The organism is Embleya sp. NPDC055664 (genome assembly GCF_053618075.1).
In genome coordinates, this window is sequence record NZ_JBSHGZ010000004.1 from 34,155 (window position 1) to 54,848 (window position 20,694).

20 protein-coding genes are annotated in these 20,694 nt (G+C 69.7%); 13 read left to right on the forward strand and 7 right to left on the reverse strand.

Features of this window, described 5'->3' with window-relative positions; all coding sequences use genetic code 11:
• The first annotated feature begins 144 nt into the window (after positions 1-144).
• Entirely contained in the window at positions 145-597 is a 453-nt protein-coding gene (locus tag ACWGR4_RS08105) for a hypothetical protein (protein WP_452130546.1), read from the forward strand.
• A gap of 80 nt (positions 598-677) precedes the next feature.
• Here the strand turns inward: ACWGR4_RS08105 and ACWGR4_RS08110 are convergent, their stop codons facing one another.
• The gene (locus ACWGR4_RS08110; protein WP_452130547.1) at positions 678-1,562 is read right to left on the reverse strand and encodes a helix-turn-helix transcriptional regulator; all 885 of its coding nucleotides are present in this window, start codon (positions 1,560-1,562) and stop codon (positions 678-680) included.
• Between the two features lie 223 nt (positions 1,563-1,785).
• On the opposite strand from ACWGR4_RS08110, the gene ACWGR4_RS08115 reads away from it, so the two are divergent.
• Together ACWGR4_RS08115 and ACWGR4_RS08120 are read left to right on the forward strand one after the other, a co-directional pair.
• Positions 1,786-3,459, forward strand: a complete 1,674-nt coding sequence (locus tag ACWGR4_RS08115) for an AMP-binding protein (protein ID WP_379997848.1) — start codon at positions 1,786-1,788, stop codon at positions 3,457-3,459.
• A 138-nt stretch (positions 3,460-3,597) separates the two neighbouring features.
• Positions 3,598-4,194 (forward strand): HhH-GPD-type base excision DNA repair protein, encoded by a 597-nt coding sequence (locus ACWGR4_RS08120; protein WP_452130548.1) that lies wholly within the window; start codon positions 3,598-3,600, stop codon positions 4,192-4,194.
• A 54-nt stretch (positions 4,195-4,248) separates the two neighbouring features.
• Here ACWGR4_RS08120 and ACWGR4_RS08125 read toward each other — a convergent pair whose 3' ends face one another.
• Entirely contained in the window at positions 4,249-5,694 is a 1,446-nt protein-coding gene (locus ACWGR4_RS08125; RefSeq protein ID WP_452130549.1) for an MFS transporter, read from the reverse strand.
• 127 nt (positions 5,695-5,821) lie between these two features.
• Here ACWGR4_RS08125 and ACWGR4_RS08130 point away from each other — a divergent pair, with 127 nt between their 5' ends.
• The 4 genes from ACWGR4_RS08130 (at position 5,822) to ACWGR4_RS08145 (ending at position 12,228) form a co-directional block, all read left to right on the forward strand.
• Positions 5,822-6,316, forward strand: a complete 495-nt coding sequence (locus ACWGR4_RS08130; protein WP_379997854.1) for a winged helix-turn-helix transcriptional regulator — start codon at positions 5,822-5,824, stop codon at positions 6,314-6,316.
• Between the two features lie 283 nt (positions 6,317-6,599).
• Positions 6,600-8,027, forward strand: a complete 1,428-nt coding sequence (locus ACWGR4_RS08135; protein WP_452130550.1) for a helix-turn-helix domain-containing protein — start codon at positions 6,600-6,602, stop codon at positions 8,025-8,027.
• Between the two features lie 261 nt (positions 8,028-8,288).
• On the forward strand, positions 8,289-11,480 hold the full coding sequence (locus ACWGR4_RS08140) for a M28 family peptidase (protein ID WP_452130551.1): 3,192 nt from the start codon (positions 8,289-8,291) through the stop codon (positions 11,478-11,480).
• A gap of 163 nt (positions 11,481-11,643) precedes the next feature.
• Complete coding sequence (locus ACWGR4_RS08145; protein WP_452130552.1) at positions 11,644-12,228, forward strand: MepB family protein; 585 nt, start codon at positions 11,644-11,646, stop codon at positions 12,226-12,228.
• A 9-nt stretch (positions 12,229-12,237) separates the two neighbouring features.
• Here ACWGR4_RS08145 and ACWGR4_RS08150 read toward each other — a convergent pair whose 3' ends face one another.
• Positions 12,238-12,774: an SRPBCC family protein gene (locus ACWGR4_RS08150; protein WP_452130553.1), complete on the reverse strand. Its 537-nt coding sequence runs from the start codon at positions 12,772-12,774 to the stop codon at positions 12,238-12,240.
• 66 nt (positions 12,775-12,840) lie between these two features.
• On the opposite strand from ACWGR4_RS08150, the gene ACWGR4_RS08155 reads away from it, so the two are divergent.
• From ACWGR4_RS08155 to ACWGR4_RS08165, 3 genes are all read left to right on the forward strand, one after another.
• On the forward strand, positions 12,841-13,470 hold the full coding sequence (locus ACWGR4_RS08155; protein ID WP_452130554.1) for a TetR/AcrR family transcriptional regulator: 630 nt from the start codon (positions 12,841-12,843) through the stop codon (positions 13,468-13,470).
• Between the two features lie 88 nt (positions 13,471-13,558).
• On the forward strand, positions 13,559-14,077 hold the full coding sequence (locus ACWGR4_RS08160; protein WP_452130559.1) for a DUF4240 domain-containing protein: 519 nt from the start codon (positions 13,559-13,561) through the stop codon (positions 14,075-14,077).
• Positions 14,078-14,167: 90 nt separating this feature from the next.
• A complete protein-coding gene (locus ACWGR4_RS08165) occupies positions 14,168-15,352 on the forward strand; it encodes an epoxide hydrolase family protein (RefSeq protein ID WP_452130555.1) in 1,185 nt (394 codons plus the stop codon).
• A 44-nt stretch (positions 15,353-15,396) separates the two neighbouring features.
• Here the strand turns inward: ACWGR4_RS08165 and ACWGR4_RS08170 are convergent, their stop codons facing one another.
• Together ACWGR4_RS08170 and ACWGR4_RS08175 are read right to left on the reverse strand one after the other, a co-directional pair.
• Positions 15,397-15,840, reverse strand: a complete 444-nt coding sequence (locus tag ACWGR4_RS08170) for a hypothetical protein (RefSeq protein ID WP_452130556.1) — start codon at positions 15,838-15,840, stop codon at positions 15,397-15,399.
• A 103-nt stretch (positions 15,841-15,943) separates the two neighbouring features.
• Positions 15,944-16,840, reverse strand: coding sequence for a sigma-70 family RNA polymerase sigma factor (locus ACWGR4_RS08175; protein ID WP_452130557.1), 897 nt, complete (start codon positions 16,838-16,840; stop codon positions 15,944-15,946).
• An 83-nt stretch (positions 16,841-16,923) separates the two neighbouring features.
• Between ACWGR4_RS08175 and ACWGR4_RS08180 the strand changes: the two genes are divergently transcribed.
• On the forward strand, positions 16,924-17,373 hold the full coding sequence (locus ACWGR4_RS08180; protein WP_452130558.1) for a carboxymuconolactone decarboxylase family protein: 450 nt from the start codon (positions 16,924-16,926) through the stop codon (positions 17,371-17,373).
• A 299-nt stretch (positions 17,374-17,672) separates the two neighbouring features.
• Complete coding sequence (locus ACWGR4_RS08185) at positions 17,673-18,800, forward strand: methyltransferase (RefSeq protein ID WP_452130560.1); 1,128 nt, start codon at positions 17,673-17,675, stop codon at positions 18,798-18,800.
• A gap of 77 nt (positions 18,801-18,877) precedes the next feature.
• Here ACWGR4_RS08185 and ACWGR4_RS08190 read toward each other — a convergent pair whose 3' ends face one another.
• Positions 18,878-19,075, reverse strand: coding sequence for a DUF397 domain-containing protein (locus tag ACWGR4_RS08190; RefSeq protein WP_452128911.1), 198 nt, complete (start codon positions 19,073-19,075; stop codon positions 18,878-18,880).
• A 1-nt stretch (position 19,076) separates the two neighbouring features.
• The gene (locus tag ACWGR4_RS08195) at positions 19,077-19,934 is read right to left on the reverse strand and encodes a helix-turn-helix domain-containing protein (protein ID WP_452128910.1); all 858 of its coding nucleotides are present in this window, start codon (positions 19,932-19,934) and stop codon (positions 19,077-19,079) included.
• A 241-nt stretch (positions 19,935-20,175) separates the two neighbouring features.
• On the opposite strand from ACWGR4_RS08195, the gene ACWGR4_RS08200 reads away from it, so the two are divergent.
• A complete protein-coding gene (locus ACWGR4_RS08200; protein WP_452134188.1) occupies positions 20,176-20,625 on the forward strand; it encodes an ATP-binding protein in 450 nt (149 codons plus the stop codon).
• Positions 20,626-20,694 lie beyond the last annotated feature (69 nt).

The following is a 20,694-nucleotide window of genomic DNA, read 5'->3' on the forward strand; positions in this document are numbered from 1 at the left end:
GGTCCCCCGGACCATCCCCAAAACTACCGTCTCCCCCGATTCCCCCCACCACCGCTTCGGGACTCGCACCACCCTCACCCTTGCTCACGCACCGCAATGGCAAGAACACTGAGAGCATTCGACCCTCGCCATGGAGAGGACCACATGAACGACGGCACACACCAGCCCCGGGACGACGGACCGGAGCCGGACGGCCGGCACTTCCGGACCACGGTCGGGGACCGGCTCGTCGTGCTGCCGGCCACCATCGCCGGAATTCGCGCGGCCCTGCCCGAGGACCGGCGCGACGCCTTCACCAAGGAGATCGAGAACACGCCGGCGCGAGACATGCATCTGACGCTGTACAGGTGGGCGCGCACCCCCGAGATCGAAGCGGAGGACGAAGCCGCCCACGAATGGGTCCGCGGGTTGTACGAGGCCGCCGAAAGGCGTCTGATCGAGGGGGAAAGCCTTGCCGACGTACAGGATCAGCTACAGTCCGACCTCCGAAAGGGACCGGAACCTGACCCCGAGCCAACGCCGGGACAAAGCCACACCCACTCGCGACCGCAACCCACGCACGGGACTCCCGACCAATCCAGCCCGTCCGGCGTTTGAGGACGGCCGGGGCGAGCGGCCGGCCTCCGTCGGATTCGGGCCGACACGCACCGGGCGACGACCCCCGCCACCCGCAAGGGCTACGGCAACAGGCCCGCCGCGCGCGCGGCGACGACCGCCTCCACCCGGTTGTGCGCCCCAAGCTTCCGCATCGCGGACCGCAGGTAACTCTTCACCGTCTCCGCCCCCACCCCCAACGCCTGCGCCACCTCCGCATTGGTCCGCCCCACCCCCACCAGGGCCAACACATCCATCTCCCGCACCGTCAACCGTGGCCCCGCCACCCGCGCAACACCCCCGCCCTCCCCGACGGCGGCAGCCGCAGCCGCGGCCGTCCGCGCCAACCGCCCACACACCGCCCGCAGCCGCTCCCCCAGCACCGGATCGTCGACCGCAGCCGACCCCGCCAGCGCCAGCAAATCCGCATGGGCCAGCCGGATCTCCAACGCCGCCCACCCCGGCAACTCCGCCGCCCGCGCCATCCGTTGCTCGACCTCACGCGCCACGGCGATCTCGTGCCCCGCCTCCCGCGCCGCGTCACAGGCCGTGGTCAAAATCCCGTCCCCGAAGTCCGACGGCCGCCGCAACGCCCCGTACAGCACCGCCGCCACCACCCCCCGCCCACCGCCGGGCCCCGGCACGGGAACGGGCACCGCGAACACCGCCCGCACCCCCTCCGTCGTCACCGCCCGGTCGTACTCGTGGCTGATCGCCGACGCCGCGACGTAGTCCACCACCCGCACCGGCCGCCGCGTCGTGATCGCCTTGCCGCCGACCCCGCTCCCGGCGACCACCGTCAACCCGGCCAACACGCGCGTCGAGGTGCCGCTCAGGTACGAGATCACCAACCGGTCCGCCGTACTCGGACACGGCCCGGCGAACGCCACGTCCACCCCGGTCCGCGCCCGAAACCGCTCGACGGCCCGCGCCAACGGATCCTCGACCGCGCCCGCCGGTCCGCCCATGGCCCCTCCCCACACTCCACACTCAGGCTCGCGTCGTACCCATCCAGGGCACACCCACACCGCGCCCGGGCACCGTACTGCCGAGCCCCGCCCGGCATCACCCCCATTCGGGGGTACTCCGCTCGCCGCCCCCGCCCGCCCCCACCTACCGTCGCGACCACACAGACACGCCACACCGAAAACCCGGCCCCGCCACCCACCCCGTCCAGGCAGGTGACCCGCGATGACCACCCCCGTGCCCGCCCCGCCACAGGCCGAATTCCCCCCGTCCTCCCGCCAGGGAGAGCGCACGCCGCCCCTCCCCCACGAGACCATCGGCGCCAACCTGGCCCGGATCGCCGCCGCGTACCCGGACCACGACGCGCTCGTCGAATGCGCGAGCGACCGGCGCTGGACGTACGCGGAGTTCGACACCGCCGTCGACAACCTCGCCCGCGCCCTGATCGGCGTCGGCATCGAGGCGGGCGACCGCGTCGGCATCTGGTCGCCCAACTGCGCCGAATGGACCCTCGTCCAGTACGCCGCCGCCCGCGTCGGCGCGATCCTGGTCAACCTCAACCCGGCCTACCGGGTGCACGAGATCGAATACGCCCTCGCCCAATCCGGCACCAGGCTCCTGATCGCCGCCTCGCGCGTGAAGACCAGCGACTACCCCGCGATGGTCGCCGAGGTCCGCCCGACCTGCCCCGACCTGGAACGTGTCGTGCACATCGACACCCCGGACTGGCCGGCCCTGCTCGCCGAGGGCGCCGACGTCTCGCTCGACCGGTTGCGCGCCCGCGAGGCCACGCTGCGGCCCGAGGATCCGATCAACATCCAGTACACCTCCGGCACCACCGGGTTCCCGAAGGGCGCCACCCTCTCCCACCGCAACATCCTCGGCAACGGCTTCCTGGTCGCCGAGATCCAGGGCTGGACCGCCGCCGACCGGGTGTGCCTGCCGGTGCCCTTCTACCACTGCTTCGGCATGGTGATGGGCAATCTCGGCGCGACCAGCCACGGCGCGTGCATGGTGATCCCGGCCGCGCTGTTCGACCCGGCCGCCACGCTGCGTGCCGTACACGAGGAGCGCTGCACGGTCCTGTACGGCGTGCCGACCATGTTCATCGCCGAACTCGCCCTGCCCGACTTCGAGGCGGGCAAGTACGACCTGTCCTCGCTGCGCACCGGCGTGATGGCCGGTTCACCGTGTCCGGTGGAGGTGATGAAGCGGGTGATCGACCGGATGGGCATGACCGAGGTGACCATCTGCTACGGGATGACCGAGACCTCGCCGGTGTCCACCCAGACCCGCCGCGACGACTCGCTGGAGCGCCGGGTCGGTACGGTCGGCCGGGTCCACCCGCACCTGGAGATCAAGGTGGTCGACCCGACCACGGGCGCGACCGTCCCCGAGGGCTCCCCCGGCGAATTCTGCACGCGCGGCTACTCGGTGATGCTCGGCTACTGGCGCGACCCCGAGCGCACCGCCGAGGTGATCGACGCCGACGGCTGGATGCACACCGGCGACCTGGCGACGATGGACGCGGACGGCTACGTCTCCATCGTCGGCCGGATCAAGGACATGGTGATCCGCGGCGGCGAAAACGTATACCCGCGCGAGATCGAGGAGTTCCTCTACGCGCACCCGGACATCGAGGACGTCCAGGTCGTCGGCGTCCCGGACGCCCGCTACGGCGAGGAGCTGATGGCCTGGATCAAACTCCGCCCCGGCGCCCCGGAGTTGACCGCCGACGCCCTCCGCGAATTCTGCACGGGCCGGTTGGCCCACTACAAAATCCCGCGCTACGTCCACCTGGTCGACGCGTTCCCCATGACGGTAACCGGCAAAATCCGCAAAATCGAAATGCGCGAACGCTCCCTCCAACTCCTCACCCAACCCCCACCCCACCCCTAACCCAACCGCCCGAAGGCATCCGCCACCACCCCAGAGCCGTACCGCCGCCGACGGCGCCGGGGCCGGCCGGCGGCTGATCGCGAGTTCACCCGGCGAGTCCGGGTGCGGGGCCGGGGCCGGTCGGGGGATCATCGGGGGATGAACACGACAGTGCACCTCGCCCAGCAGGACGAGGCCGACGAGTTGTTGGGACGCAGTGCGTTGGCGGCGCTGACCGGCATGTTGCTGGACCAGCAGATCCCGATGGAGTGGGCCTTCACCGGCCCCTACACGATCACCCAACGCCTGGGCGCCACCGACCTGGACGCGCACGAGATCGCCGCCTACGACCCGGACGCCTTCACCGCGCTCTTCGTCGAGAAGCCCGCCGTACACCGCTATCCCGGCTCGATGGCCCACCGCGTCCAGCAGCTGTGCCAGTATCTGGTCGAGCACTACGACGGCGACGCGAGCGCGGTCTGGGCCGACGCGAAGACCGGCGCCGAACTGCTGAAGCGGCTCCAGGAACTGCCCGGTTTCGGAAAGCAGAAGGCACAGATCTTCCTGGCCCTGCTCGGCAAGCAATACGGCGTAACCCCCAAGGGCTGGCGCGAAGCCGCCGGCGCCTACGGAGAGGTCGGCTCCTACCGCTCGGTGGCCGACATCACCGGCCCCGACTCCCTGGCCAAGGTCCGCGCCCACAAACAGGAAGCCAAACGCGCCGCCAAGGCCGCCAAGGCAACAAAGGAAACCTGACCACAACAGACGAGAACCCAACGGGACACAGGCCCCACCCCGGGCCCCCGCTCGTCAGGTCACCGTCGTCGAAGCCGCCGAAGCCGCCGCTCCCGAGCCCCGTTCGACCGCCACCCCCGTTGCCGCGCCCGCCCCGCGCCCCGCCCTCGGCAGGAACAGGGCGGCCAGCGCGGTGAGCAGCGTCGCGCCGCCGAGGATGTACCAGGCCCGGTCGTAGCCGTCGAGTGTGGCCTCCGTGCCGACCGCCGCGACGAACACCGCGACCCCGAGCACCGCACCGACCTGCCGCAGCATCGTGATCACCCCCGAGCCGGTGGCAAAACGATCCGGGGTCAGCGCACCGGTCGCGGTGGCGATCAGGGTCGGCAGGACCAGCCCGACGCCGATGCCGCTCAGGATCGAACCGGGCAGGAAGTCGCTCGCGTAGTGCGCGTGCGGTTCGAGTCGGACAATCCACCAACCCAAACCCGCACTGAACGAGATCCCGCCCAGCACGACCAGCGGCCCCGGTCCGACCCGAGCCGCGTACCGCCCGGCCAAAACCGTCACGAACGGCACGCACAGCGGCCCGGGAACGGTCCCGAGGCCGGTCCGCAGCGCACTCCACCCCCACACGGTCTGCATCCACATCGTGGCGGAGATCAACATCCCGGCGAACGCGACACCGAACAGGACGTTCGCCACCCCCGAAACCGCATAGACCCGATTCCGCACCAGCGCGCCCTCGACCACCGGACGCGGATGCCGCCCGTTGCGCACCAGGAATCCGGCCACCAGCACCAGGGTGGCCACCCACACGCCGACTGTACGGCCGGACCACCAACCCCAGTCCGGCGCCCGCACCACGCCCAGCGACAACGCGCCGATCGCGGCGGTCAGCAGCACGGCCCCCACCAGGTCCGGCAGCGGCCCACGATCGGTCGGCGCGGGATCGGGCAGTCGGCGCGCGCCGAATACCAGCGTCAGCACGCCGATCGGCAGGTTGACCACGAAGACCCAACGCCAACCGGGTTCGAGCAACAGGCCACCCAGCACCGGGCCCACCGCGGCGGCGATTCCACCGATCGCGGCCCAGGCGCGGATCACCGTACCGCGACGTTCGGGCGGGTATGACGTGAGCAACAACCCCAGCGACGCCGGCATCAACAGCGCGGCGCCGACCGCCTGGCCGAGTCGGGCGATCACCAGGACCGCCAACTCCGGCGCGGCGGCGCACAGCGCGGAGGCCAGGGTGAAGACCGCGACGCCGGCCAGGAACGCACGCCGGTGCCCGATCCGATCGGACAACCGCCCGGCCGGCACGAGGAGGGCGGCAAAGACGACCGTGTAGGCGTTCAGAACCCACGACAGGTCGGCGAGCGAGGAGCCCGACCACGTCTCCGCCAGCGAGGGCATCGCGACGTTGACGATGAACAGGTCCAGGTTGACGAGCACCACGCCCGCACAGACCAACACCGCCGCGAACGCACGCGGCGGTCGATCCGAACCATTACCGGCCATAACGAGAGCCCTCCCGGGTCACCGAGCGAGTAAGTCCTATGAAGCAACTCGGCCAACCTAGAACGGGCGAGTTCTATAAAGCAACTTACTAAGTACAATCATGCAACCCACCCATTACACTGACGCCATGCGCCGCAAGAGCTTCCAGGAGATGCACTGCTCGGTCGCCCAGTTCCTCGAGGTGGGCGGCGAGTGGTGGACGATGCTGATCGTGCGGGACGCCTTCTTCGGCGTGACCCGCTTCGACGACTTCCACGACCGGCTCGGCATCTCGCGCAACGTGCTCACCCAGCGCCTGGAGCACCTGATCGAGCACGGCATCCTCGAACGCGTGGCCTACCAGGACAAGCCGGTCCGCTACGACTACCGCCTGACCGACAAGGGCCGCGCCCTGTGGCCGGTACTCAACGCCATGCGCCAGTGGGGCGACCAGTGGGCCGCCCCCGACGGCCCCCCGGTGATCGTCACCCACACCCCGTGCGGCCACCCCACAACCGCGGTCCACATCTGCTCCGCCTGCCGGGAACCCCTGACCCCCGAAACCCTGAAGGCAACCCCGGGCCCAGGCGCAAGGGACGGCCTCCTGTCGAACCTCCCCCCGAAAGCCACGCCCACGGCCTGATCACCCCACCAACCACAAGCCCCATTCCGGCCCAACCCCCACCCCGCCGAAGCAACACCCGAGCCCGAACGGCCCGGCCGGCTCCCAAGGCCGCCCCCGCCAACCCGGGGTGATATGTCACACCGCGTCCCGTGCCACCCACCCCCCGCCCAATCCCACCCCCACCACACGCCAAAAGCGGAATGCCTCGTTCCATCGGAGACAACTCGCACTCTCGTCTGTCACCCTGCTCCGGGCAGTGACCAACCGTCGACCATCCGGAGTTACCTCGGGGAGGACGAACGTGAACAGGCTCCCGAACGCACCCGTCACCACACAGGTCGCGTCCACACCTCTAAAGGTCGCGTCCACACCGTTGTGGGCGGAGTTCGGCCGCACGCTGCGGACCCGGCGCCGCCTCGCCGGAATGACCCAGCAGCAACTCGGGCTGCGCGTCGGCTATCACCACAGCCTGATCAGCAAGCTGGAGGCGGGCCTGCGCGAGCCGCCGGCCGGTCTGCCGCGCCGGCTCGACGACCTCCTCGACACCGGCGGCGACCTGTCCGCCCTCCTGACCAGCCGCGCCATCCCGCCGCCCGTGCTGCACCGCACGCACTTCTCGGTGATACCCGGCGGCGAGGCGCCGGCCGGACTCGCCCCCCTGGCCGACCGGTTCTGGCCCGAGCGGCTGCCCTATCACGGCCTGCCCTGCCCGCTGCACGGCAAGGACGGCTGCCACGAGTGCGAGGTCCCGCCGTACGCCGACGCGCTCACCATCCTCGCCGGCATCGACGGCAACAACCCGACCGGCGTCGACCCCGACGTGGTCCACGTACTCACCGCCCTGCTCGGCGGCTACACCCAGGCCGGCCTGCACGGCGGCACCACCACCGGCCTGGTCGGCTCCGTCGAGTACGTGCTGCGCCGCATCGTCAGCTGGGCCGAATCCCTGAACGCGCAAGGCCGTTCGCCGCACGCGCAGCTGCGCCTGGCCGCCGACTACGCCCAACTCGCCGGACGTTTCCGGATGCAGCAGGGCCAGAGCGTGATCGGCATGGCCTGGTACGACCGCGGCCTCAACTGGGCGGACGTCTGCGAGAGTCCGGGCGCCCGCGCCTCGCTGCTCGGCGACGTGTGCTCGCTGGCCCGCCTCGACGGCGACGCGACGGCCGCACTGGCCTACGCCCGCGCACTGGAGGCCGTGGACACCGGCCGGGCCTGGATCACCACGCTCGCCAAGCTCTACCAGGCCCGCGGCCACGCGCTCGGCGGCAACATCGGCGAGTGTCGCCAGGAGATCGCCACCGCGCATCGGCAGATCAACCGGTTCGACGAACGCGACCGCGCCGAGGCACCGTGGCTGACCGGACTGGCCGGCCGGCTCCGCATGGAGGCCACCGTCGGCGGCGCGCTGCGCGATCTGGCCGCGCGTACCGGCGATCTCGCCTCGGCCCGGTCGGCGGTGCAGTCGGTGGAGGCCGCGTTGGACCTGCTGCCCGTTCCGCTGCGCCCCGCCCGGGTGTTGCTGACCGTACGGCTGGCCGACGCGCTCGCCTGCGCCGGCCGACCCGACGCGGCGGTGACCACTGCGGCTCCGGTCATCCACGAGGCCGCCGGTCTGGGCACCGCGACCACAAATCGGGAACTACTGGGCCTGCGCCGACGTCTGACCCAACATTGGAGCGATCTGCCGGAGGTGCGCGACCTCTTGGAGCAGATGCCGGGTCACTGAACGGTCGTCGGCGCACTCGTCGGGGCATCGCACCGCCGCCCGACCGGGCGACCAGGCACTCCCGCCACTCCCGGGGTCTGCTTGGCGTTTGCCGGAATTTGCCGGCCGTTGCCGATCACTTCACCAAGTCCCCACACCCGTGTGAGTGTTTCGCTCGCTCGGGCACGAACCCGGCCTGCACGGTCGCCCGCGTCGCTCACGAGGCGTACGCGGCGCAAGCCGGCGACGTGGTCGAGGCATGTCCCCTCCCAAGGAGCCTCGATGAATCGCAGAACGACCACGGCCGGGACCGTCCTGGCCATGCTCGCCGGCTTGGCGATCGGCGCGGCCGGAGCACCGGCCGTCGCCGACCCGTCCCCTCCCCCCGCAAACCCGCAGGCACTCGCGGTATCCGCCGCCGACCGGGCGGCCGCAAGCGGCCTGGACGCCCTCGCCAAGGGCCCCGACGAGCAATACGAACGCCAGGTCGTCACGCCGTGGATCAACGACCTGTACTCGGTCGCGTACCAGCGCACCTACCGCGGCCTGCCGGTCGTCGGCGGCGACGCGGTGGTCATGGCCGACGGCAAGGGCCGAGTCCACGCGACCCAGGCATCGACCGATGCGCGCATCTCCGTGATCACCCAACCGACGGTGGCGGCCAGTGCCGCCGAGGCCACGTCCCGGGCCCAACTCCCCGTCGTGGACAAGGTCGAATCGCACCGCCTCGTCGTGCGGGTCAAGGACGACAAGAGCGCGCTGGCCTGGGAGACGGTGGTGGCGGGTCGTACCGCGACCGCGCCCAGCCGGCTGCACGTGTTCGTCGACGCGACCACCGGCGCGGTGCTGGGCACGACCGACGAGGTCAAGGCCGGCAGCGCGAACAGCCAGTGGAACGGCCCGAGTCCGCTGAGCATCGACACCACCAACTCCGGTGGCACCTACTCCCTGCGCGACCCGAACCGCCCCGGTCTGACCTGTTCCGACTACAGTTCCGGCCAGGTCTTCTCGAAGTCCACCGACTCGTGGGGCAACGGCCAGGCGTCGAGCAAGGAAACCGGCTGCGCCGACGTCTTCTGGGCGGCGCAGAAGGAATGGAACATGCTCCGCGACTGGCTCGGTCGCAACGGGCACAACGGCAACGGCGGCAGCTGGCCGGTCAAGGTCGGCCTGAACGACGTCAACGCCTACTGGGACGGCTCCTCCATCTCCATCGGCCACAACCAGAGCAACCAGTGGATCGGCTCGATGGACGTCGTCGGCCACGAATTCGGCCACGGCATAGACCAGTTCACCCCCGGTAGCACCAGCGGTGAAGCCGGACTCGGCGAGGCCACCGGCGACATCATGGGTGCGCTGACCGAGGCTTACGCGAACGAGCCCTCGCCGTACGACGCTCCCGACTACACGGTCGGCGAGAGCGTGAACCTGGTGGGCCAGGGCCCGATCCGCTACATGTACAAGCCGTCCACCAACGGCGACCCCGACTGCTACAGCTCCTCGATTCCCAACACCGAGGAGCACGCGGCGGCCGGACCGCTCAACCACTGGTTCTACCTGCTCGCCGAGGGCACCAACCCGGGCGGCGGCAAGCCGACCAGCCCGACCTGCAACAACACCACCCTCTCGGGCGTGGGCATCCAGAAGGCCGGCAAGGTCTTCTACGGCGGCATGCTGCTCAAGACCAGCGGCATGACCTACAAGCGCTACCGGACCGCGACGCTCACCGCGGCCAAGACCATCGACCCGACGTGTGACCTGTTCAAGAAGACCAAGGCGGCGTGGGACGCGATCAGCGTGCCGGCCCAGACCGGCGACCCGGTCTGCAACGTCGACCCGGGTTCGGACTTCAGCCTCGCGGTCAGCCCGACCAGCGGCAGTGTGACGCCCGGTGGCACCACGACCACCACCGTGACCGCCACGCTGGTCTCGGGTCCGGCGCAGAACGTCACCCTGACCACCGGCCCCCTCCCGGCCGGCGTCACCGCGTCGTTCAACCCGGCGACCATCGGCACGAACCAGTCCTCCGTGCTGACCCTGTCGGCGAGCGCGTCGGCGAGCGCGGGCACCAGCTCGGTCACCATCACGGGCACGGGTTCCACCTCGCACACCGCGCAGTACACGTTGACCGTCGGCAGCGGGCCGGGCAACCCGAGCGACCCGCCGGACATCAACGTCGCGAACGTGCAGTCGCACCTGACGCAGCTCAACCAGATCGCGAACCAGAACGGCGGCAACCGCCGTGCGGGCAGCGCCGGTTACACCGCGTCGGTGGCGTACGTGAAGGGTAAGCTCCAGGCGGCCGGCTACCAGGTCAGCGAGCAGACCTGCACCTCCTGCACCTACCGCTCCAACAACCTGATCGCCGACTGGCCCGGCGGCCCCGCCGACTCGGTCGTCATGTTCGGCGCCCACCTGGACAGCGTCGGTGCCGGTCCCGGCATCAACGACAACGGTTCGGGCTCCGCCACCCTCCTGGAGAACGCGCTCGCGCTCGCCCAGGCCAACCCCAGCCTGACCAAGCACGTGCGGTTCGGCTGGTGGGCCGGCGAGGAACAGGGCCTCCAGGGCTCGCAGTTCTACGTCAGCCAGCTCGGCTCCACGCAGCGCGCGGCGATCAAGGGCTACTACAACTTCGACATGGTCGGCTCGCCCAACGGCGGCTACTTCATCAACAACATCAACTCCGCCACCTCCGCGCCGATGAAGGCGTACTGGGACTCGCTGAACCTGCGCCCGGAGGAGAACGTCGAGGGCCAGGGACGCTCCGACGACTACTCCTTCCAGCAGGCCGGCATCCCGACGTCGGGCTACGCGGCCGGTGCCGACGCGCGCAAGACCTCGGCACAGGCGACGAAGTGGGGCGGGCAGGCCAACCAGTCCTACGACTCCTGCTACCACTCCTCGTGTGACACCTCCTCCAACATCAGCGCCACGGTGCTCAACCGCAGCGCGGACGGTGTCGCGTACACGATCTGGAAGACCGCGGTCGGCGGCACCACGCCCACCAACGACTTCACCATCTCGGCCGTTCCGTCCTCCGGCAACGCGCAGCCCGGTGCCACCGTCTCCACGACGGTGAACACCACCACCTCCAGTGGTACGGCGCAGACGGTGACGCTCGGCTCGAACGCGCCGTCGGGCATCAGCGTGAGCTTCAGCCCGCCGTCGGTCCAGAGCGGCACCTCCTCGACCGCGACGATCACCGTCTCGGCGGGCACCGCGGCCGGCACGTACCCGATCACCATCACGGGCACGGGCTCGGTCGTGCACTCGACCACGTACACGCTGACGGTCGGCGACGGCGGTCCGGGCAACTGCTCCGCGCCCGCCTGGGACGCCAACACCGTCTACGTGGGCGGCAACACGGTCTCGTACCAGGGGCACACCTACCGCGCCAAGTGGTGGACCCAGGGCGAGACCCCCGGAACCACCGGGCAATGGGGAGTGTGGCTCGACCTCGGACCGTGCTGAGGACGCGCACCGAGGCCAGATAGCACGTAGGTAGTCCGTACGACCGCTGTCCCGATTGTGATGCCCGGTGGCCCGAGGTTTGGGTCACCGGGCATCACACCGTTCGGGGTCGGTGCCCGGGGTCGGCGCCCGGGATGTCGGTGCGTGCCGGCAGGATGCCCGAATGGTTACGAACCCTGATCTTTCGGCCGGGTCCGATCCGGGGGTCGAGCCCTGGCCGGGCGACGGGTCGTCGTCCCTGCCCGCCGATCTGACGGCCGCCAAGGAGATGGTCTACGACCCGATCGGGTTCGGGTGCAGCCGGCCGGTCGCCGAACCGGAGAGCGCCGAATACGGGGCGTACACGCTCACCGTGGCCGGTGCCCGAATCCGCTTTCGGAGCGCGAGGACCACGCCGACCAAGGTCGGCCTGTTCGTCACCCTGTGGCGGCGGTCGGCCGCCGGGCCGATCGAGCCGTCGGCGGTCGAGGACGCGATCGACCTGGTGGTGATCGGTTGCCGGCAGGGCGAACACGTCGGGCAGTTCGTGTTTCCGACGGCGGTGTTGGCGGAACGCGGCATCCTGTCCGTGGGCGGAGTCGGGGGCAAGCGGGGTTTTCGGGTCTACCCGCCGTGGGTGACGCCGACCGTTCGGCAGGCGGAGCGGACGCGCGCGTGGCAGGTCGAGCACTTCCTCACGCTGTCGGGTGAGGCGCCGGCGGACCCCGCGCGGATCCGGCGATTGTACGGGGCGGGCGGGGCGCGGTAGCCCTCGACGTCAGGGGGCGCCGCCGCACGCGGCCCGGAGACGGAGCAGCGTCGTGCGCATGCCCGCGCGGTTGCGCTCGGCGCGCCGCGCGGCCGGGGTGCCGGTGAAGACCAGTCCGAGTATCTCGGCGATCCGGCGGCGCCATCCGTCGCGGCGGCGGTCGATCCAGTATTCGGTGACCAGCGTCGCCGCCCCCTCCTCCGCCGGGGCGAGCCGGTAGCCCCAGCGGGCGATGGGCAGGCCGAAGGAGGTGACGTCGAACGCGAACTCCCGGCCCGGGTCGGCGATCACGATCCGGCAGACGGTGAACCAGACCCACGGGCCCCGCCGGTTGAAGCCGACGAAGCTGCGCCCGCGGGGCCGAACGGCGAAAACCTCCGGGCTCCAGTCCTTCATCCGCCGGACGTCGGCCACGATCGGGTACACGGCCTCCGGCCCGAGCGGGACGGTCAGCGATTCCTCGATCTCCCAGACGCGCGCGGTCGACGCCGCCGGTTCGGGAGCGGATTCGGGCGTGGGTTCGGGGTGGTGCTTCCCAGGCTTCATGGGCGTCACGCTAGCAGCAAAACACAACGCAACGTAGCGTTGCATTCGAGCTGTTAGTCTCCCGGCATGAACGACGAACGACACCCGGCGGAACCCATCGCCGGCGGCGGCAGCGCCACGGGCTCCGGCAGCGGCGGTCCGCGCAAGGCCCAGGCGATCTTCGACGCCACCCTCGACCTCCTCGCCGACAAGGGCTACGAGGGCCTGACCATCGAGGGAGTCGCCGAGCGGTCCGGGGTGAACAAGACCACGATCTACCGCTGGTGGCCGTCGAAGGGGGCCCTCCTCGGCGCCGCGCTCACCGGTGCCCGGCGCCTGGACTTCCCCATGCCCGACACCGGCAGCCTCCGGGGCGACCTGGAGGCACTGTTGGACGGCATGGTGTCCCTGCTCACCACCCCGCCGACGGCCGACATCGCCGTCGCCGCCCTGGGCGCGGTCACCCACAGCGCCGAACTCGCCGAACACGCCGGCACCTTCTTCGCCGGCCGCCTGGCGCGCGAACGTCCCGTCTTCGAGCGCGCCGTCGCCCGGGGCGAACTCGCCGCCGACGCGGACCCGATGTTGCTGATGGACCTGCTGGCCGGCGCCGCCTGGCTTCGGGTGGTCTTCCGCCAGGTCCCGGTCGAGCCGGATTTCGCCCGGCGTACCGTCGCGGTGATCCTGGACGGAGCCGCCTCGCGCGCCGACGGTTGAGCCCGAGATCGGGCCCGGGCGGGCGGACCGAATTGCCCTTCATGTCCTCCCGGGCGTTCGGCCCCGCGCATGCGATGATCCGACCGTGATGGACGAGAGCGAGTTCTGGGAACTCATTGACGCCACGCGCGAGGCGGCCGAGGGCGACCCCGAGGAGCAGGCCGACCTGCTGGTGGAGCGCCTGACGCAGCTCGATCCCGACTCCGTCTGCGACTTCGCCAAACACTTCGAGGCGCGCTACACCCGCGCGTACCGCTGGGACCTGTGGGGCGCGGCGGCGGTCCTGCTCGAAGGCGCGAGCGACGACGTCTTCGACGCGTTCCGCTGCTGGCTGATCGGCCAGGGCAGGGACGTCTTCGAGGGCGCCCTCCGCGACCCCGACGACCTGGCCGACCTCCTCGACACCTTCGACCCGGACATCGACGGCGACGGCGAGGATCTGGGCTACGCCGCCGACGAGGCGTACGAACAGATGACCGGCGCCCCCATGCCCCCGGTGGGCCTCCCACCCCAACCGGTGGACCCGGTCGGCACGGCGATCAACCTGGAATTCGACGATGCCCTGGCCGGCCGATACCCCAACCTGTGGACCCGCTTCCGCACATAGGCGGTGACGTGATCGCGACCATCCGGGCCGTGAGGGCGTGGGTGCGTGTGCGGTCCGGGGTGTGATCGTCGCGGAGTTAGCATGCGTCCTATGTCGGACGAAAAGGTGTTCCAGCCACAGCAGTTCATCGGGCGCACCGATCCCGCCGTGCTCGCCGACCTTCGGGCGCGGTTGCGGGCCACGCGGTGGCCGGATGCGCCGGAGGAGGTCGGGTGGGGGCTCGGGGTCGATCTCGGGTATCTCCGGGAGTTGGTGGGCTATTGGGCGGACGGGTTCGACTGGGGCGCGCAGGAGGCCGCGCTCAATCGGCTGCCGCGCTTTCGGGCGACGGTCGGAGGGCTCGGGATCCACTACGTGCATGCCCGGGCCGTCGCGCCGACCGGGCCCGTGTTGCCGTTGGTGCTCGGGCACGGGTGGCCGGATTCGTTCTGGCGCTACTCCAAGGTGATTTCGCTGCTGACCGATCCCGGCGCGCACGGCGGTGATCCGGCCGACGCGTTCGACGTCGTCGTACCCGACATGCCGGGCTACGGGTATTCGGATCGCCCGACCGGTCCGCCCCTCGACTCCATCGCCGTCGCCGGTCTGTGGGCCGAGTTGATGGACGGGCTCGGCTACGCCCGATTCGGCGCGGCGGGTGGGGACATCGGCAGCCACGTCAGCCGCTACCTCGCCCTCGATCACCCCGACCGGGTGGTGGCCGTGCACCGCACCGACGCCGGTGTACCCGTGGTCTCCGGCGACCTCGCCGAGTTCACGCCCGAGGAGCGCGAGTGGTTCCGGGAGGTCGCCGCCTGGGGCGCGGCCGAGGGCGGCTACGCCGCGATGCATCGGACGAAGCCGCAGACCGCCGCCGTCGGGCTCACCGACTCGCCGGCCGGTCTCGCCGCCTGGATCGTCGAGAAGTTGCGCGCCTGGAGCGACTGCGACGGCGACATCGAGCACAGCTTCACCAAGGACGAGATCCTGACCAACATCACCATCTACTGGCTCACCGAGACGATCGGCTCGTCGATGCGGATGTATCACGCCAACGGCTCGATCCCGCCCGCGCAACTCGCCCGCCGAGTCGAAGTCCCGTCCGGCTTCACGCTGTTCCCCGGCGACCTGATCCGCCCACCGCGCGCCTGGATGGAGCGCACCGCGAACGTCGTGCGCTTGACCGACGCCGAACGCGGCGGCCACTTCGCGGCGTTCGAGGAACCCGAGCTGTACGCCGAGGAACTGCGTACATTTTTCCGCCCGTTCCGCACGGCGGGCCCGAACCCGAGCTGACGGACGCCCTTACGGACCGCAGGGTCCGGCCAAGGGCTTCCGGGTCAGGCCCGCTTGCGGCTCGCGATCTCGTCGGAGAGCCGCTGCACGTGGGCGGGATCCGCGTCCCGGGCAAGGCAGACGTAGTGGTCCATGACGGCCGGCCGGTAGCGCACGGGCAACGTCTGTCCCGGGGCGAGTCGGGTGAGTTCGGTGATCGTGAGGGCTTCGTCGGCGATACCGCGGAACGAGATGCCGTCGACGGTCTCCACGTCGAACATCAGGACCACACGCGGATTGCTGTTGACCTCCCGCCAGTCGACGAGAACGCCGAGCGCAAGCGTCCCCGTACGCAGTTCCGCATTGCGCTTGCGTGCGTCACCGCTCAGGATCGGGTTCGGGGCGACTCCCGGGAAGTCGGGCCCGACGCCGAGCGATTCCCGACTCAGGTCGGGCCTGAGCTGCGCCATCAAATCGTTGAGGTTCGTCTTCTTCCTCGAACCGAACATCCCGACCCCTCCCCCACACCGGTGCCGGAATCGCGGTCCGGCGCTTCGCCCTCACCGCGAGTGTATGTCGCGGCATTCCCGACCTCCGTCGCACGCCCCTGGCTCACCTCGGATCCGGCAGATCCATCAGGGCCAGCTTCGCCGGGTCGACCACGGCCCTGATCTCGGTGATGCGGCCGTCGACGACGGTGAACGCGAGGACCGAGAGCGGAGAGCCGTCCTCGCTCCAGGAAACGACCCCAGGGAGGCCGTTGACGAACGCCGGTCGCCCCAACGCGACCCCGTCCCCGGCCAGTCGCGCACCGGCCGCGACCTTGGTGGCGCCGAGGGTGACGACCGTACCGCCGGGGGTGTCGACGACCAACCGCACCTCGGGGTCGAGCACTCGCAACAACTCCTCGAAGGCGCCGTGGCGAGCCGCCGCCAAAAACGCGTGGACCACCTCGCGCTGCTCCCGGACGCCGTTCGCCGGCCGTTCGGTCTCCTGTACCTTCCTGCGCGCCCGGCTGGCCAGCATCTTGGTGGCGTCGGCGGACTTGCCGAGGATCCGGCCGATCTCGTCGAACGGCACCGCGAACAGGTCGTGCAGCACGAACGCGAGCCGTTCGCTCGGCCGGAGCGATTCGAGCACGACCAGGAGCGCGAGCCCGACCGAATCGGCGAGCACCGCCTCCTCCTCCGGCGCGCGGCCGTCGTCGATCGTCACGACGAACTCCGACAACTGCTCGTCGTAGGACGCCTCCGGGCGGGCCTGCCGCGAGCGCAGCACGTCCAGGCTGATCCGGCCGACCACGGTGGTCAGCCAGCCGCCGAGGTTGTGGATGCTCGCCGGGTCCTGGCGGGACAGCCGCAGCCAGGCTTCCTGGACCACGTCCTCCGCGTCGGAGTGCGACCCGAGCATGCGATACGCGACCGCGCGCAGGCGGTCGCGCTGGGATTCGAATGCCTCGACCATCGGGTCCGCGGGGCCGGGCCCGGGGTCGGGGTTGGTGCCGGACATGTTGTTACCTTCCTCGAATCCGCTCCGTCATGGGTGATGACGGGCCCGAAGGGGCGCAGGTAACCGATGAAGGAGCAGGACCCATGGAAGCACGGCTGAAGAGCGCGCCGAGCCCCGATCTGACCACCGCTTTCCAACACCTCTTCAAGGCGATCCACGCCGGGGGCGTCGAACCGCGCCTGCTGGCGCTGATCCACCTACGGGTCAGCCAGATCAACAGCTGCAGCCCGTGCGTCTACGCCTCGATCGACGCGGCGAAGAAGGCCGGCGAGTCGGACGAGCGGCTGCACCACGTGGCCGTCTGGCGCGAGACACCCTTCTTCACCGACGAGGAACGAGCGGCGTTCGCGTTGACCGAGGCCGCCACCCGGATCCAGGACGGCGCGGCGGGCGTCACCGACGAGATCTGGGAGGCCGCCGCCGGCCACTTCACCCAGGAACAACTGGGTGCAATCACCCTGGAGATCGCCCTGACCAACTTCTTCAACCGCATCAACCGCACCACGAACGAGCAGGCCGGCAAGACCTGGTAACGAAACGGAGCGTCATCCGGGGGGAGGCGCACGCCGCCCCCGTCGCCGAATCCGGGTTGCCCGTGCGCCGAGAACTGTGCGAGCCTCACATGTCATCTCTCCACCACGTCCCTGAAAGGGCTGGTCGTGACGCTAGGCATGGTTCTCGGCGACGTCTCCTCTCGCGCTTCGACGCGGGAGCGGTAGCCCTGCCTGCCCCGATACACGCGCCTGTGCCGTCGTAGCACGCGCGTCGTTTTCTCCTGCTCCTCGTCGAAGTGCTCTTCGTGCCCTGCACGTTCGATCACGAGGAGTACGTGGTGTCCACGATCCACTGGACCGAAACCGACACAGTCCGATCCGCCCGTTGGCACTCCGAGAGCGCCGCACCGCTTCCGCGACGCGTCGTCGTCGCGGACGACCGGATGAAAGCCGATACCGCATACCGCCTGGCCTGCGAAGGCACGGCGATGTTGTGGCGCGGCGACTACCACAATGCACGTCAACTGCTGCGCGCGATGAACCACCGTCTCGACCGAAAGCCTCCCCGTTCGGGTGAGGGTGGCAGCCCGGCCGAGTCCTTCCATCTCCACCGCCGCACCCGAGGCCACCGCGCCCGGGTTCTGGGCAAACTCCTCGTACTACTGGAGGACGACCACTCCCTGGCGCTACGCAGAGCCCCCGACGTCCGTCGCGCATGCACCGAGGCATACGGCCCACCGCATGGCCTGTCGGCGATCTCACTCACCGAACTGCTGGGCGTGATCGGGGCACGGCAGTGGCGCGAGAAGGGCGTGGAGATTCCGGCGCTCGCCGCCCGGATCCACCCGCACTACGGCGTCTTCTCCCCCGTCAGGGGCGAGTACGTCGACCTGGTCGCACAGGCACCACTCCCCGGCGGCGGCCCCGCCCGTACCGCATTCGACCTCGGCACGGGAACGGGCGTACTCGCCGCGGTCCTGGCCCACCGAGGAGTCGACCACGTGGTGGCCACCGACATCAATCCGCGAGCACTGTCCTGCGCCCGCGAAAACATCCACCGACTCGACCTCACGGACCGCATCGAAGTAGTCGGCCCCTGCCTCTTCCCGGAAGGCCGCGCCGACCTGATCGTCTGCAACCCACCCTGGATCCCCGCCCACCCGACATCCGCGGTGGAACAAGGCGTCTACGACCCGAACAGCACCATGCTCCGAGCCTTCCTGAACGACCTGCCCTCCCACCTCACACCGAACGGCGAAGCCTGGCTGATCCTGTCGGACCTCGCCGAACACCTGGCCCTCAGAACCCCCCACGAGGTCCCCACCGCCATCAAGGCAGCCGGCCTCAAGGTGCTGGACAGAACCACCACGAAGCCCCAACACCCAAGAGCAGGCGACCCCAAAACCCCACTACACGCAGCCCGCGCCGCAGAAACCACGTCCCTATGGCGCCTGACGGGCATCTGACCCCAACTCCCCATCAGCGAACGCCCTTTGTCCCCGATGCGCATCGGGGACAAAGGGCGTTCGCGCCCAGCTGCCAGTCAGCTTTTGAGAGCTTCCGCCAGGCAAGTCCACGCGTCGTGGGGGATAGCGAGAGTGCCGACAGTGCGGTTATTACTGTCCCGCACAGCGACGGCGGCTGTGGCCGGCGCGGTCTCGACGCAGTCGCCGTCGTTGTGGCTGTACGAGCTCTTCCGCCAGGCGAGACGGGCCTCAGGGCGAGTGTGACGCAGGGTCATGTCAGTTCTTTCTGATCGTGGCAATCAGTTCACGGCTATCCTCCGGGCTCAGCGCGTGTCTGGCCAGGTTCTTGAAGAGCCGAGTGATCCGCCGCACGTCACGGGGATCGTCCATGAACGTGCTCCCGCCGACGCCCTGTCCGAATGCCACGGAGGGCTCGCCTTCACCGTAGGAGAGGATCTGGAAGGGATTCGACTGGGTCCCTCCGGCTCCGGCCGCGAAAGGAATCACCCGCACCTCCACGTGGGGCAACGCGGTCATCTCCAGCAGGTGTCGAAGTTGCGCGTCGTGCTCGGTGCTACCGCCGACTTCGAACTCGAGTACGGCTTGGGTGATCACGGCTTCTATAGCCAAGCAGGGGTCTTCATAGACACGCCGCTGACGACAAGTACGCACCTCGACCAAGTCGTCTACCTGATCGGGGTTCAGATCGTTGAACCCAACGGCGGTGACCTCTCGCGCATACGCCTCGGTCTGCAAAAGCGGTGGCATGACGGCAAGTTGGTAGTCCTGGCGCAGGGTGGCCCAGTCCTCGTACTCCAGAACCGTGGCGTAGTTGGCCGAGATGACGTCGCCAAAGCGCGACCACCACGGTGGATCCGCGTTCCAGACGGACATCGCCATCAGCTCAAGCGCCTCGCGTTCACCGCCGGCCAACCCGAAGAAGTCGACCAGCGCATAGAACTCTCGTTCCGTGCAGGTTCGATCGCCGGTTTCGGTACGCGTGAGCGTCGACTGGCTGATGCCAATGGCCTTGCCCACGCTCTCCGATGAGCGTCCCATTCGCACGCGGATCTTGCGGAGTCGCGCCCCGAGTTCTCGTCGAGCCTTCAGATTGCCCGGTCCCGTGCCTGCCATCGAGCGCCTTCCATCCGAGGATTTCCACCCCATTGTGCAACCGCGCAGCATCGCTGACGGCGCGAGCCTAGCGGCGGCGCCACTCGTTCGCATGACTTCTGAATAATTCACGCATGTGGCTTGACTCATGTGATGCGGCCCATGCAGTCTCTTTCAAGTCACCGCCTGTGCTTGAAAGATCACCAAGTGCAGCAAGATCGCGATGCCCTGGGCACCACTGACAGTGGGGAGTCGGCGCGCAATGACCCAATTCGCGAATCCGTGCACAGGAGTGCGCCGGATCGATCTTCCTCCCGGTCCAGAAGCAGCCTCTGTGGCAAGGGAGTTCGTTGCCCAGTGGAGCACCGGATGCAATCAGGGCAACGCCGTTGATGTGTTGCGGCTCGTGGCGTCCGAGTTGGTGGGGAATGCCGTGCGGCATGCCGGTGGGGCTCGGTCCATCTCGTACGTGGTGGGCGATCAGGGTGTCGTGGTCGAAGTCGTGGATGGTGGTGGGCCGTTCGCGCTCGGGGTTGAGCCTCCCGCCGACGACCGGGACTGCTGCGGGCGTGGGTTGTTTCTGGTCTGGGCCATGGGATGTGGGCTCGGGTCGGGGCCCGTTCGTGGCGGTGGCAAGTGGGTTCGGGCGGTGATCTCGGGCGAACTTGCCGCGCATCACACTGAGTTCGGCTCAGCGGACGCGCCGGGCTGAACCGCCGTTCCTCACCGCTCGATTCGATTCCATCGAAACGGAGTTGTCGTGTCCGAAAGCCAACCCTGT